General features: G+C 63.7%; 13 protein-coding genes and 1 pseudogene. 9 read left to right on the forward strand and 5 right to left on the reverse strand.

The genetic code is table 11. The annotated features are described in order from the left end of the window. Positions 1–12 precede the first annotated feature (12 nt). A pseudogene (locus P9228_RS04300) lies at positions 13–114 on the reverse strand (SRPBCC domain-containing protein); the annotation flags it as partial. A gap of 150 nt (positions 115–264) precedes the next feature. On the opposite strand from P9228_RS04300, the gene P9228_RS04305 reads away from it, so the two are divergent. Further along, positions 265–2,070 (forward strand): IlvD/Edd family dehydratase, encoded by a 1,806-nt coding sequence (locus P9228_RS04305; RefSeq protein WP_095782337.1) that lies wholly within the window; start codon positions 265–267, stop codon positions 2,068–2,070. A 131-nt stretch (positions 2,071–2,201) separates the two neighbouring features. Beyond that, a complete protein-coding gene (locus P9228_RS04310; protein ID WP_095777564.1) occupies positions 2,202–2,600 on the forward strand; it encodes a hypothetical protein in 399 nt (132 codons plus the stop codon). Positions 2,601–2,618: 18 nt separating this feature from the next. Here P9228_RS04310 and P9228_RS04315 read toward each other — a convergent pair whose 3' ends face one another. After that, entirely contained in the window at positions 2,619–4,208 is a 1,590-nt protein-coding gene (locus tag P9228_RS04315) for a trimethylamine methyltransferase family protein (protein ID WP_278052486.1), read from the reverse strand. A 220-nt stretch (positions 4,209–4,428) separates the two neighbouring features. Further along, positions 4,429–5,922 (reverse strand): PLP-dependent aminotransferase family protein, encoded by a 1,494-nt coding sequence (locus tag P9228_RS04320; RefSeq protein WP_040974759.1) that lies wholly within the window; start codon positions 5,920–5,922, stop codon positions 4,429–4,431. Positions 5,923–6,226: 304 nt separating this feature from the next. Between P9228_RS04320 and pgi the strand changes: the two genes are divergently transcribed. Together pgi and P9228_RS04330 are read left to right on the forward strand one after the other, a co-directional pair. After that, positions 6,227–7,870, forward strand: coding sequence for a glucose-6-phosphate isomerase (gene pgi, locus P9228_RS04325; RefSeq protein WP_278052487.1), 1,644 nt, complete (start codon positions 6,227–6,229; stop codon positions 7,868–7,870). 5 nt (positions 7,871–7,875) lie between these two features. Then, positions 7,876–8,601: an HAD family hydrolase gene (locus P9228_RS04330; RefSeq protein WP_278052488.1), complete on the forward strand. Its 726-nt coding sequence runs from the start codon at positions 7,876–7,878 to the stop codon at positions 8,599–8,601. Here P9228_RS04330 and P9228_RS04335 read toward each other — a convergent pair whose 3' ends face one another. Continuing rightward, positions 8,602–9,312 (reverse strand): 50S ribosomal protein L11 methyltransferase, encoded by a 711-nt coding sequence (locus P9228_RS04335; RefSeq protein WP_278052489.1) that lies wholly within the window; start codon positions 9,310–9,312, stop codon positions 8,602–8,604. Further along, entirely contained in the window at positions 9,309–11,282 is a 1,974-nt protein-coding gene (locus P9228_RS04340) for a long-chain-fatty-acid--CoA ligase (RefSeq protein WP_278052490.1), read from the reverse strand. The genes P9228_RS04335 and P9228_RS04340 overlap by 4 nt, the downstream gene beginning before the upstream one ends. A 477-nt stretch (positions 11,283–11,759) precedes the next feature. On the opposite strand from P9228_RS04340, the gene P9228_RS04345 reads away from it, so the two are divergent. The 5 genes from P9228_RS04345 to P9228_RS04365 are packed head-to-tail and all read left to right on the forward strand — an operon-like array spanning position 11,760 to position 17,016. Then, complete coding sequence (locus tag P9228_RS04345) at positions 11,760–13,358, forward strand: ABC transporter substrate-binding protein (RefSeq protein WP_067003638.1); 1,599 nt, start codon at positions 11,760–11,762, stop codon at positions 13,356–13,358. Between the two features lie 50 nt (positions 13,359–13,408). After that, the gene (locus tag P9228_RS04350; protein ID WP_278052491.1) at positions 13,409–14,416 is read left to right on the forward strand and encodes an ABC transporter permease subunit; all 1,008 of its coding nucleotides are present in this window, start codon (positions 13,409–13,411) and stop codon (positions 14,414–14,416) included. Between the two features lie 26 nt (positions 14,417–14,442). Beyond that, positions 14,443–15,327: an ABC transporter permease subunit gene (locus P9228_RS04355; RefSeq protein WP_067003755.1), complete on the forward strand. Its 885-nt coding sequence runs from the start codon at positions 14,443–14,445 to the stop codon at positions 15,325–15,327. Beyond that, positions 15,327–16,178: an ABC transporter ATP-binding protein gene (locus P9228_RS04360; protein ID WP_082953860.1), complete on the forward strand. Its 852-nt coding sequence runs from the start codon at positions 15,327–15,329 to the stop codon at positions 16,176–16,178. The genes P9228_RS04355 and P9228_RS04360 overlap by 1 nt, the downstream gene beginning before the upstream one ends. A 13-nt stretch (positions 16,179–16,191) precedes the next feature. Beyond that, positions 16,192–17,016, forward strand: coding sequence for a dipeptide ABC transporter ATP-binding protein (locus P9228_RS04365; RefSeq protein ID WP_067003757.1), 825 nt, complete (start codon positions 16,192–16,194; stop codon positions 17,014–17,016). Positions 17,017–17,029: the final 13 nt, after the last annotated feature.

The raw sequence follows: 17,029 nt of genomic DNA on the forward strand, positions 1-17,029 counted from the left end.
ATTTCCTTTCCAGCCGGGAATCGCCTCCTTCAGGATTTCCGGGTCGTTGAGGGCGTCCCACACTTTCTCGACGGGTGCGGCGATCCGCTCCTCGCCTTCGATCACCAAGGCCATCAAGACCTCCCGGATTGCTGGCCTCGATTGGTCCTAGTGCGCGGCCCTTTCTACGTCTATCGCACCAAAGTGCGGGTCTGCGGCGTGTCTGCCTCTTGCCTGCATGGGCGCGTTGTCATATCGATTTGTCATACAAATACGGAGACCACGATGGCAGGCGCCCCCACCAAGAAGAAGAAATTTCGCTCGCAGGAGTGGTTCGACAATCCCGACAACCCGGGCATGACGGCGCTCTATCTCGAACGCTACCTCAATTACGGGCTGACCCGCGCCGAGCTGATGTCGGGCAAGCCGCTGATCGGCATCGCGCAGACGGGTTCCGATCTCTCGCCCTGCAACAGGCACCATCTCGAGCTCGCCAAGCGCGTGCGCGAAGGCATTGTCTCGATGGGCGGCATCCCCTTCGAGTTCCCGTGCCACCCGATCCAGGAGACCGGCAAGCGGCCGACGGCGGCGCTCGACCGCAACCTCGCCTATCTCAGCCTCGTCGAGGTGCTCTACGGCTATCCGCTCGACGGCGTCGTGCTGACCATCGGCTGCGACAAGACTACGCCCGCGCTCTTGATGGCGGCGGCGACCGTCAACATTCCGGCGATCGCGCTTTCGGTCGGCCCGATGCTCAATGGCTGGCATAAGGGCAAGCGCACCGGCTCCGGCACCATTGTCTGGGAATCGCGCCAGCGGCTGTCGGCCGGCGAGATCAATTATGACGAGTTCATGGACATCGTCGCCTCCTCGGCGCCGTCGACCGGCTATTGCAACACCATGGGTACCGCCACCACCATGAACTCGCTGGCCGAAGCGCTCGGCATGCAGCTGCCGGGCTCGGCCGCGATCCCCGCGCCCTATCGCGAGCGCGGCCAGATTGCCTACGAGACCGGCAAGCGCATCGTCGATATGGTGCATGAGGACCTGAAGCCGTCGGACATCATGACCCGCCAGGCGTTCGAGAATGCCATCGTCGTCAATTCGGCCATCGGCGGCTCGACCAACGCGCCGATCCACCTCAATGCCATCGCCCGCCATCTCGGCGTGCCGCTCGACAATGACGACTGGCAGAACATCGGCCTTAACGTGCCGCTGATCGTCAACCTGCAGCCGACGGGCGAGTATCTCGGCGAGGACTATCACCATGCCGGCGGCGTGCCGGCCGTCGTGGCCGAACTGCTGAAGGGCGGACTATTGCCGCACCCCGACGCGATCACCGCCAACGGCAAGTCGATCGGCGACAATTGCCGCGGCGCGGTCAACGAAAATCACGATGTCATCCGCGGCGTCGACAAGCCGCTCAAGAGCAATGCCGGCTTCATCAACCTCAAGGGCAACCTGTTCGATTCCGCCATCATGAAGACCAGCGGCATCTCGCCCGAATTCCGCGAGCGCTATCTCTCGAACCCGAACGATCCGGAGGCTTTCGAAGGCAACGCCATGGTCTTCGACGGCCCGGAGGATTACCACGCCCGCATCGACGATCCGGCGCAGGGCATCGACGAGCACACGATCCTGTTCATGCGCGGCGCCGGTCCGGTCGGCTATCCGGGCGGCGCCGAGGTGGTCAACATGCAGCCGCCGGCCCATCTCATCAAGAAGGGCATCCATTCGCTGGCCTGCATCGGCGATGGCCGCCAGTCCGGCACGTCGGGTTCGCCATCGATCCTCAACGCATCGCCGGAGGCAGCGGTCGGTGGCGGGCTGGCGCTGCTCAAGACTGGCGACCGCGTCCGCATCGACCTGAGGAAGGGCACCGCCAATATCCTTGTCGGCGACGAGGAGATCGCCAGGCGGCGGGCAGCGCTGCAGGGCAATGGCGGCTATGACTATCCCGAGCACCAGACGCCCTGGCAGGAGATCCAGCGCGGCATGGTCGACCAGTTCTCCGCCGGCATGGTGCTGAAGCCGGCGGTGAAATATCAGGATGTCGCGCACACCAGGGGCGTCCCGCGCGACAACCACTGAATTCAGAGCACGGCGAAAATCGAAGGGCGGACCGCTTTCCGGCGGACCGCCCTTTCTCATGGCCCTTGTTTCGGCCGCGGGGCGTCTACAGATTAGCCCGATCCCGGCGGCCCTACGAAGGGAGGCTATATATGGCGAAACGGCGCTCTTCCCTCGGCTTCCTCGGCATGTTCGGCCGTTCGGGCGACTTGCGCCAGCTCGACGACGCCTTGCGTAAGGCCGACTTGCATCCGGCACTGGTGCCTGAGGGCGTCAAGCTCACCATCGTCAACCTGATGAAGGATCATTGGCCCGAGGAGCCGCCGCCCCAGGCTTATCAATCGGTGGCGCAACTCTGCGGCTATTGCGTCGCCGGACCGGAAACCTTCGAGCGGGCCAATGGCAGGGAGCACACTTTGGAAGCCGAGCGCCGCATCGAGGCCGCGCTCGAAGCCGGCGACAGCCTCGATGCGCAGATCGTGCTGTTGACGCTGCATGCGAAGCTGATCAACGCCGAAGTCGTCGAGCGCTATGGGCTGCGTGCGGAGTGATCTGCGAGAGCGGAAAGATCAGCCGCCCATCTTGTTGCGCGGCAGCTTGATCATCTCGCCGAAGCGCGCGCGCAGCTTGTCGTCGACGAGCCGCGACACATGGCGCGGAAAGCGCTCGGCCAGCACGCGCTTTTTCTCGGCGATCGCCCGCTGCAAAATGTCGGGCCGGCCCTTCTCATTCCATTCCTTGGGCGAGAAGCGATCACCGACTGCGGGATAAAAATATTCGGTCTGCATCAGCTTCAAAGTCTGCTCGTTGCCGAGATAGTGACCCGGGCCCTTGAGGCAGACATCGGCGATCGTGTCGATCGACAGCGCCTCGTCCGTCACCTCGATGCCGCGCACGCATCGCAGGCAGTGGCCGAGCATGTCGTTGTCGATGATCAGGCTTTCGAGACAGAAGCCGAGCAGCGAGGCATGCATGCCGGCCGATTCATAGACGAGGTTGAGGCCGGCAAGACCGGCCATCACATCGGTGATGCCTTTTTCATAGCCGGACTGGATGTCGGGCAGCTTCGAATCCGTCATGCCCGCGGCCGAGCCACCCGGCAGGTCGTAATATTGCGCCATCTGCGCGCAGGCCGCGGTCAACACGGCCTGCTCGGCCGAACCGCCGGACATGGCGCCGGTCCGGAGATCGGAGACGAACGGCCAGGTGCCGAAGATCGCCGGATGGCCGGGCTTGATCGCGTTGACATAGACCAGGCCCATCAGCACTTCGGCCACCGCCTGCACGACGGCGCCGGCAATCGCGGCGGGAGCCGTGGCGCCGGCCTGGCCGGCCGACAAGAGCAGGATCGGAATGCCGCCCTCGACGCAGGCTTCGAGCACGCCGCAGGCGTCCTCGGCGAATTTCATCGGCGGCACCACGAAGCAGTTCGAGTTCGACACGAAAGGGCGCGCCCGGAAATTCTCCTCGCCGCCGGCGATCGCATAGAGCATTTCCAGCGCCGGCTTGACGTTCTCTCGCACGGTGAACGAGGTGCCGACATGCTTGGATGTCCCCAGTACGCAGGCATAGAGCGTGTTGAAGTCCATCTCGAGCGGATCGGGAATATCGCGCGGCACCATGGTGCGCTGGAAGAAATGGATGTTGTCGAGCCCGTCGACGAGACGGGCGGCGTCGTAGATGTCCTGCAGCTGCGATTCGCGATATTCGCGCTTCTCGACATCGACCAGATGCACCGCCGCGCCCGCCGTGCCGTAGTGCACGCGTTTGCCCTGGATCACCATGTCGTGCTTGGGATCCTGGCCGTGGAGCGTGAAGTGGCGCGCCGCCTTCTTGATCGTGTCGAGCACCAGCGCGCGCGGCAGGCGGATGCGGCCGTCGTCGCCGTAGGTCGCCCCGACCCGGGTCAGCGCCTCGATGCAGGAGGGGATGGCGTTGGCGAAGCCCACCGTCTCCAGAAGCGTCAGCACCGCTTCATGGATGCGTTCCCTGTCGTTCTGGCTCAATGGCCCGTAGCTGCCGCCTTCGAGGCCGGCTCGCACCGGACGGATATCGTCTGCGAGCGGTGCTGCCCGCATCGCGCGGCGCGCTTCGCGCCCGCCGGACCGCCGCGAACGCTGGTCCGACGTCGTTTCCTGCTTCTCAAGAGCCACTGACATGGAAAGCACTCCACCTTTGCTTTTTCAGGGGCAGGATGCGCGGCGGTTGGTCCACCATCGGCCTGCCTCGTCCCCTTTGTGCCTCGACTATGCCGTCGGCATTGGCACAGCCTATGAGCCAGTCAATCCCGTCGAATATGCCAGGATGCTAAAGCGTTGAGGCGCGCCAAAATAGAAGAGCCGGCAAAACGCCGGCTCTTCATGTGGCAGTCCGTGGTGATCAGGCGGCAGCGGGCCTGCGGCCGGCGGCCGTGGCGAGCTCCCGGATCCCGGGCTCGATGTGCTGCAGCGAGATCGAGGAGATGCCCAAACGCATGAAACGCGAGGGCTTTTCGCTGCGGTCGAAGAACCGGTCGCCGGGTTCGATGATGACGCTGCGCGAAGCGGCCGCTTCGGCGAGCCCTCGTGAATCGGTACCGCGCGGGCCCTCCAGCCACAACGACGTGCCTCCCGCCGAGTCGGTCGAGCGCCATTCTGGCAGGAAAGCGGAAATCGCATGGACCAGACGCTTGCGCCGCTCGTCGAAGGCGGCGGAGAGCCTGCGCACCAGCGCCTCGTGATGGCCGAGCGACAAAAACAGCGCAACGGCGCGCTGGTTGTTTGCCGGCGGGTGCCTGAGCATGAAGCGACGCAACGCGCGAAGCTCGGCAATCAGTCCTGCCGAAGCGACGATGTAGCCGAGCCTCAGACCCGGAGCCAGCGTCTTCGACATCGAGCCGACATAGATGACGCGGCCCGAGCGATCGAGGCTCTTCAGCGCCTGCTGCGGCGCCTCGTCGAGAAGCTGGCTGTCATAGCCGTCCTCGATGATGATCTGGTTGTTGCGGTTGGCCCGCGCCAGCAAATCCTGCCGCCGCTCGGCGGACAACGGCACCATCGTCGGGCAATGATGGCTGGGCGTGACGAAGACAAAGCCGGAATCGCTGGGAATCGCCGAGGTCACGATGCCCGACTGGTCGACAGGGACCGGCTGGATATCTGCGCCGGCGAGCCGGAAGATCGAGCGGGCATCCGGATAGCCGGGATCTTCCATTGCCACCTTCGAGCCCTTGGTCATCAACAGCGAGGCGAGCATATAGAGCGCGTTCTGCGCGCCCAGGGTCACGATGATCTCGTCCGGATTGGCGAAGATGCCGCGGCGCGGCAAAAGCCGGGCCTGGATCTGCTCGATGAGCAGCGGATCGTCCCGGTCGACCATGTCGGATGCCCAGTTGCGGATCTCCAGCACCGCGAGCGCCATGCGGTTGCACTCGCGCCATTCCGCGGTCGGAAACAGCGCCGGATCGAACTGGCCGTAGACGAACGGGTAGGAGGACTTGATCCAGTTGTCGTGCTTGGCCGGCGGCGGCATATCGCTGGCGGCGATCTGCCGACGCGCCTTCCAGTCGATCTCATTCTGCTGGTCGGGCGCCTTCTGGTGCGGTTTGGCGGGTGTGGCGAGCACCTCAGGGTTGACGAAGTGGCCGCGCCTCTCGCGCGCCACAAGAAAACCTTGGTCGACCAGCTGCTGGAAGGCAAGCACCACCGTGCCGCGGGCAACGCCAAGTTTTTCCGCCAGAATCCGGCAGGATGGCAGCGGCATCGAAGCGGCGATCTGCCGGTCGAGGATGGCTGCGACGATCGCCTGGCGGATCTGTGCCTGGAGAGTTTGTCCGGATTCGGCCGAAATCCGGAACAGGCCGGACCATATGGCCGTGTCATTGCGCTGTGGCATGGGAGATCATCCTCGGATGGCCAGCTGTTTTCACTTGGCTGGACCAGTCGAGTGTAGGGGTGGCACAAGGGGTTGCGCCAATCAATTTTTCTGATCGCTGGGATTTATGCCAGTGATCCATTGATCACGAAAGGGGCGCGTCCGCCAGGGAAGCGGATGTTGCGGGGCATCATAAAAGCGTGATGCAGTGCGTCACTGCCGCGCTTGAACGAAACGGAAATCCGGCTCAATACAATGTCGCGACGACACGCGCCGGAAACATCGGGCCTGTTAAAATGGTCTAAAAACCCGCCAGGAGCCACCATTGGATCAGTCAGCCTTCGACAAGCAGGTCACCGCCCTGCGTGAGCAGCGCGCGGCAGCCAAGGGCACGATGCGCGAAGCCTTCGCCGCCGATCCCAAGCGCTTCGAGAAATTCTCCGCCACAGATGGCGATCTTCTGCTCGACTGGTCGAAATGCGCGGTCGACGCCGACACGATGGCAATGCTGGAGACGCTCTCCGGCGCCGCCGACCTCGAAGGTCGACGCGCCGCGATGTTCGAAGGCAAGAAGATCAACATCACCGAAAACCGCGCCGTGCTGCACACGGCGCTGCGCAATCTGACCGGCAAGAGTGTCGTGGTCGATGGCCAGGATACCAAGGCCGATGTGATCGCCGTGCTCGACGCGATGGGCGCCTTCGCTGATGCGATTCGCTCCGGCGAGGCGGCCGGCGCCACCGGCAAGAAGATCACCGACATCGTCAATATCGGCATTGGCGGCTCGGATCTTGGCCCGGCGATGGTGACGTTGGCGCTCGCTCCCTACCATGACGGCCCGCGTGCGCATTATGTCTCCAATGTCGACGGCGCCCATATCCACGACACGCTGAAGGGCCTGTCTCCCGAGACGACTTTGTTCATCATCGCCTCCAAGACTTTCACCACTGTCGAGACGATGACCAATGCCGAGACGGCGCGCAGATGGGTGGAAAAGGCGCTGGGCAAGCAAGCGATCGGCAAGCATTTCGCCGCCGTCTCGACCGCGCTCGACCTAGTGGCCAAGTTCGGCATCGCCTCCGACCGCGTCTTCGGTTTCTGGGACTGGGTCGGCGGCCGCTACTCGGTCTGGAGCGCCATCGGCCTGCCGGTGATGATCGCCATCGGCCTGCGCAATTTCCGCGCCTTCCTCGACGGCGCGCATGAGATGGACGAGCATTTCCGCTCGGCCCCCCTGCAGAAGAACCTGCCTGTTTTGCTGGGGCTGATCGGCTGGTGGCACCGCGTCGTCTGCAAATACCCGGCCCGCGCCGTCATTCCATACGATCAGCGCCTGTCGCGCCTGCCGGCCTATCTGCAGCAGCTCGATATGGAATCGAACGGCAAGAGCGTGACACTGGACGGCGGCCCGGTGACGACGCCGACCGGCCCGCTGGTCTGGGGCGAGCCCGGTACCAACGGCCAGCACGCCTTCTTCCAGCTTTTGCACCAGGGCACCGATTTCATCCCGGTCGAGTTTCTTGCCGCAGCCGTCAGCCACGAGCCCGAGCTGAAGACCCACCACGATCTCTTGCTTGCCAATTGCCTGGCGCAGTCGGAAGCCTTCATGAAGGGCCGCACGCTGGAAGAGGCGCGCGCGCAGATGCTGGCCAAGGGCATGAAGCCCGCCGATGTCGATCGCATCGCGCCGCATCGCGTCTTTTCGGGCAACCGTCCGTCGCTCACCATCCTCTACCGCAAGCTTGATCCGCTCACGCTCGGTCGCCTGATAGCGCTCTATGAGCATCGCGTCTTCGTCGAGGGCACGCTGTTCAACATCAACTCGTTCGACCAGTGGGGTGTCGAACTCGGCAAGGAACTGGCGACAGGCCTGCTGCCTGTCGTGGAAGGCAAGGAGACTGCCGCAAAACGCGACGCCTCGACTGCCGGATTGGTGGCTCATATCCACCAATTGCGTGGCGCGGAGTAAACGGATTGGCGGATATCAAGGGAATTCTGTTCGACAAGGACGGCACGCTTGTCGACTTCAACGCTACCTGGCTCGGCATTGCCGATTTCATGGCCATGGACGCCGCCGAAGGCGATCGCTGGAAAGCCGACAGGTTGCTCGCCGCCGCCGGCTTCGATTTCGTCAGCAAGCGCTTCAAGCCCGATTCGATCTTTGCCTCGGGCTCGAACATGGACGTCGTCGAGCTCTGGTTCCCGCGCCTGTCGGAGGAGGACCAGATGCTGGCCGTCGCCCGCTTCAACGAGATCACCTCGGTTCAGGGCTCGTCGATGGCTGTCGCGCTACCCGGTATCGTCGAATCGCTGCGGGCGCTGCACAGGCGATCCTTCCGGCTGGGCGTCGCCACCAACGATTCCACCAGCGGCGCCGAGAAGACGCTCGCCACGCTCGGTGTCGCGCAGCTCTTCGACGCCGCCTTCGGCTATGATGCGGTCGCGAACCCGAAGCCCGCGCCCGACACGGTCATCGCGTTCTGCGATCTGACGGGACTGAAGGCTGGCGAGATCGCCATGGTCGGCGACAATCGCCACGATCTCGAAATGGCGCGCGCCGGCGGCTGCGGCCTGGCGATCGGCGTGCTTTCCGGCACGGGCACGCGTGACTCGCTGTCGCCGATGGCCGACGTCATCCTGGATTCGGTCGCCGACCTGCCGGATTTTCTCGCCGCGCGGATGAGTGTGCCGGCGGGCTGATCAGGGCTCGCTGGGAAGGAACGCAAATATCCCGCTCGGTTTGGGCGCGCTACCGCCGTTTCCGCCGACATCAGGCACCTGATACTCGCCAAGCAGGCGAAGCCGCCGCCTGGGTAGCCAGGCGCGGCCCGGGTCGCCGACCAGCACCTCGATGCCCGCGGCAAGGCAGCGGTCGAGGAAGGGGACGATCCGCCGCGCGACCGCTTGCCCGTAGAAAACGTCGCCGGCGAGCACAACGTCGACCGATGGCGGCGGACCGGCGCTGATGTCCTCGCCGATTATGATGATGGCGACGCCGTTGGCCTCCGCGTTGAGGCGGAGCGCGACAATGCCGTTGCGGTCGATCTCCGCCGCGGTCACTTCCCTAGCCCCGGCTCGCGCCGCGGCGATACCGACAAGGCCGGAACCGGCGCCGAGGTCGAGCACGCGCCGGCCCGCAACGGTTGACGGCCGGTCGAGAACATAGCGCGCCAGCACTGCGCCGCCCGCCCAGGCATAGGCCCAGTAGGGCGGCTGCGGCTCGGCCGCGTGCTCATGCGAGCCGTCCTCCGGTTCCAGCAGCCGCCTCAGCCCGCTGCCGGGATGGGCCGTATAGAGCCGGATTTCAGGCAGCGACGGCACCGGCTGAAGCCGCATGTTCGCCTTGATGAATTCGGCGGGATCGAGGTCGGCGCGATCTGTTGGCGTCAGGCCGGCAACATTTTCGTTCAAATCTGCTCCCGCAACGCGCGCCGCAGGATCTTGCCGACCGGCGTCTTCGGCAGTTCGGCGCGGAATTCGATGTATCTCGGCCGCTTGTAGCCGGTCAGGTTCTCGCGGCAATAGACAGTCAGCGTCTCGACGGTGAGCGCTGGATCCTTCCTGACCACGAACAGCTTCGGCACCTCGCCGGAATGCTCGTCCGGCACGCCGATCGCCGCCACTTCGAGCACGCCCGGGTGCTGCGCCACGACTTCTTCCAGCTCGTTCGGATAGACGTTGAAACCGGAGACCAGGATCATGTCCTTCTTGCGGTCGACGATCTTGGTGTAGCCGCGCTCATCCATGAAGCCCATGTCGCCCGACTTGAAGAACCCGTCCTTGGTCATCACCTTGGCGGTCTCGTCCGGCCGGTTCCAGTAGCCGGCCATAACCTGCGGACCCCGGATGCAGATCTCTCCGACTTCGCCGAGCGGCACGTTGTTGCCGTCGTCGTCGCGGATGGCGATCTCGGTCGATGGCAGCGGCAGGCCGATCGTGCCGGTAAAGTCGCTGGAGCTGAACTTGTTGGCGGTCGCCACCGGCGAGGTTTCGGAAAGTCCGTAGCCTTCGCTCACCGGACAGCCCGTCAGCGCCTTCCAGCGCTCGGCCACGCCTTTCTGCACCGCCATGCCGCCGCCGAGAGTGAGGATCAGCGGCTTGAAGTCGAGCTTGCGGAAATCCTCATTGTTGAGCAACGCGTTGAACAGCGTATTGAGGCCGGGAAAGATGTGGACCGGGTATTTCTGCAGTTCTTTCACGAAGCCCGGAATGTCGCGCGGGTTCGGAATGAGCACGTTCTGCGCGCCTTGCTGCATGCCCATCAGCGCGTTCACCGTCAGCGCGAAGATGTGGTAGAGCGGCAGCGCGCAGACGAAGTTGAGATGCCCCGGCTTCGGCTTGACCGTATAGGCGTCCTCCACCCAGAGCGAATTCTGCGCCACGTTGGACAAGACGTTGCGGTGCAGCAGCGTCGCGCCTTTCGACACGCCGGTCGTGCCGCCGGTATATTGCAGGAAGGCGATATCGTCGCCCGACACCGCCGCCGGCTTGAAGGCGCTTGCCGAGCCCGCCTTGAGCGCGGCGTTGAATTTGACGTGGCCGGGCAGCGACCAGGCGGGAACCATCTTCTTCACCCGCCGCACGACGAGATTGACGATCGCGCCTTTCAGCCCGCCCAACATGTCGCCCATCGCCGCGACCACGACATGCTTGACCGGCGTCCTGGCGATCACCGCCTGCAGCGTGTTGGCGAAGTTCTCCAGAATGACGATGGCCTGCGCGCCGGAATCTTTGAGCTGATGCTCCAGCTCGCGCGGCGTGTAGAGCGGGTTGACGTTCACCACCGTGAAGCCGGCGCGAAGCACGGCCATCATCGCTACCGGGTATTGCAAAACGTTCGGCATCATCAGCGCCACGCGCGCGCCCTTCTCCAGTCCCTTCGACTGCAGATAGGCGCCGAAGGCCGCCGAAAGCCGCTCGAGCTCGGCATAGGAGATCGACTTGCCCATGCACACGAACGCCGGCCGGCTGGCGAACTGCTTGCAGGCGCCGACGAGGAAGTCGCCAATGGAATCGTAAGGCAGCGGACCGATCTCCGCCGGCATGTTCTTCGGGTAGTTTTTCAGCCAAGGCTTTTCCGGCAACCCTGCCGCGAGTTCCGTGATCGCCTTGGGCAGCCGCCTGGCCGACCCCGAGGCTGCCTTTGCCGCAGGCCCGGCGGTCTTTGCGGTTGCAGCCTTGGCGGCGGATGTGGGGTTCGTCTTCTTTGCAGCGGCAGCCGGTTTCACAGTGGTCTTCGGCTTGGAGCCGGCCTTCGCAGGTGACGGCGTTTTGGCTGGCGAAGCGGTCTTGGAAGATGAAGCCTTGGCCGCGCCCGCATCGACGGGCGCGGCCTTGGCTGTTGCCTTCGCCGGGGGCGTTGTCTTTGCTGCTTTTGCCACCAAATCCCTCCCTGGTGTCCTGGTCTTGTCGCTGCGCCGCATCTCTTTCCGATTTCGGAAGCGTTCCTCCCGCTGCGGCCGATTGCGGATTCCAAGAAATCCGGCCTGGCATCTATGTATTGCCTCTATCGGCGGCCGTGCAAGTCTTGCCCCAGCGGCAGCGGCGGAAAGATTTGCCGCCGAAATCCTGTCCCTCGACGCCTCCCGCAGGCGTGTCCCCACGAGGACCTGGGATCGCAGGCAGGAGCTCCTCATTCCATTTCGGCAGAGCCTCAATCAATAAAAAAATGCGGTTGTTAACATTAGCGTGAGCGAAAAATTCTGCTCATTTTTTCTGCTATTTGAGGAAAATGCGGATTCTTTTCCTGCTTACCGTGGGGTACGCAAACGGGGTGTTCCAAAGCCCCAAAAACGGTGCTTATATGCGCGCTTCGCGAGCCTGATAGAGGGGCTTGGAAGAACATCAGGGAGTGCTCAATGAAAAAGACAATGACTTTTGCAGCCGCGTTGCTGGCTGCAAGCGTCCTCGGCGGGATGGCCAATGCAAAGACGCTTGTTTATTGCTCGGAAGCGTCGCCGGCCAATTTCGATCCGGGTACGACGACGGGCGGCAACGACTTCGACGCTTCGTCGCGCACGGTCTATTCGCGCCTGGTCGAGTTCAAGCATGGCGGCACCGAGATCGAGCCCGGCCTCGCCGACAAATGGGAAATCTCCGACGACGGCCTGGTCTATACTTTCCACCTGCACCCTGGCGTGAAGTTCCAGACCACCGACTATTTCAAGCCGACCCGCGACCTCAACGCCGATGACGTCGTCTTCTCGTTCGACCGTCAGTTCAACAAGCAGAATCCGTGGAACGGCGAGAAGTATCTGCCGAACCTGACCTGGGATTACTACACCGGCATGGACATGCCGAAATACGTCGCCAAGTGGGAAAAGGTCGACGACCTCACCGTCAAGCTGACGCTGACCGAGCCGAACGCGCCGATGCTGGCCAATCTCGGCATGGACTTCGCCTCGATCGTGTCGAAGGAATATGCCGACCAGCTCGAGAAGGAAGGCAAGATGGCCGACTTCTCGACCAAGCCGATCGGCACCGGGCCGTTCCAGTTCGTCGACTATCAGCTCGATTCGGTCATCCGCTATGCGGCGAACCCCGACTACTTCAAGGGCAAGGAAAAGATCGACGATCTGGTCTTCGCCATCACGCCTGACGCGACCGCCCGCATCCAGAAGGTGCTGGCCGGCGAATGCGATGTCGCTCCCTATCCGAACCCGGCCGACATCGCCACCATCAAGGCCAACAAGGACGTGACCCTGATGGATCAGGCCGGCCTCAACATCGGCTACATGAGCTACAACACCACGATCCCGCCGCTCGACAAGCCGGAGGTTCGTCACGCGCTCAACCAGGCGATCGACCGGGAAGCGCTGATCAAGTCGCTGTTCCAGGACGCTGGCGCGACGCCGGCGCAGAACCTGATCCCGCCGACCATGTGGTCGTGGAACAAGGATGTGAAGTTCGATTCCTATGATCCGGAAGCGGCCAAGAAGGTGCTGGCCGACGCCGGGCTGAAGGAAATCCAGCTCTGGGCTTCCGATCGCGTTCGTCCTTACAACCCGAACTTCCAGCGCGCGGCTGAGCTGATCCAGGCCGACTGGGCCAAGGTCGGCGTCAAGGCCGAGATCGTCAACTACGAGTGGACCAAGTATCGCGAGGAAGGCAAAAAGAAGGAGCGTCCCGGCGCCTTCCAGATCGGCTGGACCGGCGACAATGGCGATCCGGACAATTTCTTCGCCACCCTCTTCGCGTGCTCGGCCATCGGCGTCTCGAACTATTCCAGCTGGTGCGACAAGGACTTCGAGGACCTGATCCAGAAGGCCAAGAAGACCAGCGACCAGGGCGAGCGCACCAAGCTCTATGAGCAGGCGCAGGAAATCTTCGCCAAGCAGGCGCCGGCCTTCCTGCTGGCTCACAGCCAGGTCTATGCCGTTGTTCGCAACAACGTCAGCGGCTTCAAGATGGACCCGCTCGGCATTCATCGCTTCGACGGCGTTGACAAGGCCGAGTAATATTTGCGAACGGGGCGGCGCGAATTGTCGCCGCCCCATTCCATTTCACGATGCTCAGATATCTCCTCAACAAAATCGCACTTCTGATCCCGACGCTCGTCGGCATCACCATCTGCGCCTTCGCCTTTGTCCGGCTGCTGCCCGGCGATCCGATCCTGGCCATGGCCGGCGAGCATGGCGTCACCCCCGCCCGCTACGAAGAGCTCAAGGAACAGTTCGGCTACAATCTGCCGGTCTGGGAGCAGTATGCGCGCTATGTCGGCGAGGTCGCGACCGGCGATTTCGGCGTCTCGATTTCCTCCAAGCGCCCGGTGCTCCAGGAGTTCAAGACGCTCTTTCCGGCGACGCTGGAATTGTCCTTCTTCGCCATGATCTTCGCCATGGCGATCGGCATCCCGGCCGGCATATTCGCGGCCGTCAAACGCGGCTCATGGTTCGATCAGTCGTTGATGGGCACCGCGCTGGTCGGCTATTCCATGCCGATCTTCTGGTGGGGCCTGCTGCTCATCATCTTCTTTTCCGGCTATCTCGGCTGGACGCCGGTGTCGGGCCGCATGGGCCTGCAGTTCTTCCTGAAGCCGATCACCGGTTTCATGACCATCGACAGCATCCTCTACGGCAAATGGGACGCGCTGCGCTCGGCGCTCACCCATCTCATCCTCCCGGCGATCGTGCTCGGCACGATTCCGCTGGCGGTGATCGCGCGCCAGACCCGTTCGGCCATGCTCGAGGTGCTCGGTGAAGACTATGTCCGCACCGCCCGCGCCAAAGGCCTTTCCGCCGCCCGCGTCATCGGTGCGCACGCACTTCGCAACGCCCTGATCCCGGTCGTCACCACGATCGGCCTGCAGGTCGGCACGCTGCTTGCCGGCGCTATCCTCACCGAAACCATCTTCGCCTGGCCGGGCATCGGCAAGTGGATGGTCGATTCCATCTTCAAGCGCGACTATGTCGTCGTGCAGTCAGGTCTGCTTTTGATCGCACTCATCGTCATGGCCGTTAACCTCATCGTCGACGTGCTTTATGCCGTCATCAACCCGCGCATCAGGGCGGCGTGATGAGCCAGTCGACCGAAATCGCCCCGATGGCCGCCGGCAGCCCGGACCGGCTGACCGGCTTCAAGACCTTCTGGCACTATTTCTCGGTGAACCGCGGCGCCGTCATCGGCCTGGTCGTCTTCATCCTGCTGGTGCTGGCGGCGCTCTTTGCGCCGTTGCTCGCGCCCTATGCACCCGACGTGCAGGACAAGACCGCCTTCCTCAGGCCGCCGGCCTGGCAGGCGGGCGGCAGCTCGCAATATATCCTCGGCACCGATCCGGTCGGCCGCGACATCCTCTCGCGCCTGCTCTATGGCGCGCGTTTCTCGCTGCTCATCGGCGCCGTCGTCGTCACGCTGGCCCTCGTCGGCGGCATCACGCTCGGCTTGCTGGCAGGCTATTTCCGCGGCTGGGTCGACGTCGCGATCATGCGCGTCATGGACCTGATCCTGGCCTTCCCGTCGCTGCTTCTGGCGCTGGTGCTGGTCACCATTCTCGGGCCCGGCCTGTTCAATGCGATGCTGGCGATCTCGCTTGTCCTGCAGCCGCATTTCGCCCGCCTGGTGCGCGCTGCGGTGATGGCGGAAAAGAGCCGCGAATATGTCGTGGCTGCCAAGGTCGCCGGCGCCGGGCACCTGAGGCTGATGCTCAGGACCATCCTGCCGAACTGCCTGGCGCCGCTGATCGTCCAGGGCACGCTGTCTTTCTCGAACGCCATCCTGGAAGCCGCAGCGCTTGGCTTCCTTGGTCTCGGCGCGCAGCCGCCGACGCCGGAATGGGGCACCATGCTCGCCTCGGCGCGCGAATTCATCCTGCGCGCCTGGTGGGTGGTGACTTTCCCCGGCCTTGCCATCCTTATCACGGTGCTCGCCATCAACCTGATCGGCGACGGCCTGCGCGACGCGCTCGATCCGAAGCTCAGGAGGTCGTGATGGCATTGCTCGACATCCAGAACCTCGTCGTCGAGTTCCAGACCGCCTCCGGCCCGTTCCGCGCCGTCGACGGCGTCTCGCTCCGTGTCGACGAGCGCGAGGTGCTCGCCATCGTCGGCGAATCCGGCTCCGGCAAGTCGGTGTCGATGCTGGCGGTTATGGGCTTGTTGCCCTGGACCGCCACTGTCACCGCCGACCGCATGACGTTCGGCGGCCGCGATCTCCTCAAGATGGGTCCGGCCGAGCGCCGCAAGATCATCGGCAAGGACATTGCCATGATCTTCCAGGAGCCGATCGCCAGTCTCAACCCTTGCTTCACCGTCGGCTTTCAGATCGAGGAAGTGCTGCGCTTCCATCTCGGCATGGATCGCGCACAGCGCCGGGCGCGCGCCATCGAGTTGTTGAAGCAGGTCGGCATCCCGGAGCCGGCCGAGCGGCTCAACTCCTTCCCGCATCAGATGTCGGGCGGCCAATGCCAGCGCGTCATGATCGCGATGGCCATTGCTTGCAATCCGAAGCTGCTGATCGCCGACGAGCCGACCACCGCGCTCGACGTCACCATCCAGAAGCAAATTCTCGACCTGCTTGTGTCGCTGCAGGCCAAATACGGCATGGGCCTGATCATGATCACCCACAATATGGGCGTGGTCGCCGAGACCGCCGATCGCGTCATCGTCCAGTACAAGGGCCGCAAGATGGAAGAGGCCGACGTGCTGTCGCTGTTTGAGAACCCCAAGAGCAACTACACGCGCGCGCTGCTGTCGGCGCTGCCGGAGAACGCCGTCGGCGACCGGCTGCCGACCGTCTCCGACATGCTGTTCGAGCCGGCGCCCCCAGAAGCCAGTGCATGACCGGAGCCGGCGCATGACCAAGGTTGTCGAAGGCAAGAACATCAAACGCGACTACCATGTCGGCGGCGGCCTGTTCCGCCCCGCGCGCACGGTGCATGCGGTGAAGGGCGTCTCCTTCAGCGTCGATAAGGGCAAGACGCTCGCCATCGTTGGCGAAAGCGGCTGCGGCAAGTCCACGCTCGCCCGCATCATCACGCTGATCGATCCTGCGACCGCCGGCGATTTGTTCATCGACGGCAACAAGGTCGACATCGCCAAGGACGGATTGACCAAGGAAATGCGCCGCAAGGTGCAGATCGTCTTTCAGAATCCCTACGGGTCGCTCAACCCGCGTCAAAAGATCGGCGACGTGCTCGGCGAGCCGCTGCTGATCAATACCGACAAGCCGGCCGAGGAACGCCGCGACCTAGCGATGAAGATGTTGAAGAAGGTCGGCCTCGGCCCCGAGCACTACAACCGCTATCCGCATATGTTCTCCGGCGGTCAGCGCCAGCGCATCGCCATTGCCCGCGCACTGATGCTGAACCCGAGCCTGCTGGTGCTGGACGAGCCGGTCTCGGCGCTCGATCTTTCGGTGCAGGCGCAGGTGCTCAACCTGCTCGCCGACCTGCAGGACGAGTTCAAGCTGACCTATGTCTTCATCAGCCACGATCTGTCGGTGGTGCGTTATATCGCCGACGACGTGATGGTGATGTATTTCGGCGAGGCGGTCGAATACGGCTCGCGCGACGAGGTCTTCTCGGACCCCAAGCACAGCTACACCAAGACGCTTTTCGCCGCGACGCCGCGCGCCGACGTGGCAAGCATCAAGGCGAGGCTGGCGAAGAAGGCGGCGTAGGCTCGACCAGACG

The organism is Mesorhizobium sp. WSM4898, assembly GCF_029625845.1.
Classification (GTDB): Bacteria; Pseudomonadota; Alphaproteobacteria; order Rhizobiales; family Rhizobiaceae; genus Mesorhizobium.

Coding starts and splice junctions, on each gene's coding strand:
- P9228_RS04305 (WP_095782337.1), top strand. CDS start 265: ATGGCAGGCGCCCCCACCAAGAAGAAGAAATTTCGCTCGCAGGAGTGG.
- P9228_RS04310 (WP_095777564.1), top strand. CDS start 2,202: ATGGCGAAACGGCGCTCTTCCCTCGGCTTCCTCGGCATGTTCGGCCGT.
- P9228_RS04315 (WP_278052486.1), bottom strand. CDS start 4,208: ATGTCAGTGGCTCTTGAGAAGCAGGAAACGACGTCGGACCAGCGTTCG.
- P9228_RS04320 (WP_040974759.1), bottom strand. CDS start 5,922: ATGCCACAGCGCAATGACACGGCCATATGGTCCGGCCTGTTCCGGATT.
- P9228_RS04345 (WP_067003638.1), top strand. CDS start 11,760: ATGAAAAAGACAATGACTTTTGCAGCCGCGTTGCTGGCTGCAAGCGTC.
- P9228_RS04350 (WP_278052491.1), top strand. CDS start 13,409: ATGCTCAGATATCTCCTCAACAAAATCGCACTTCTGATCCCGACGCTC.
- P9228_RS04355 (WP_067003755.1), top strand. CDS start 14,443: ATGGCCGCCGGCAGCCCGGACCGGCTGACCGGCTTCAAGACCTTCTGG.
- P9228_RS04360 (WP_082953860.1), top strand. CDS start 15,327: ATGGCATTGCTCGACATCCAGAACCTCGTCGTCGAGTTCCAGACCGCC.
- P9228_RS04365 (WP_067003757.1), top strand. CDS start 16,192: ATGACCAAGGTTGTCGAAGGCAAGAACATCAAACGCGACTACCATGTC.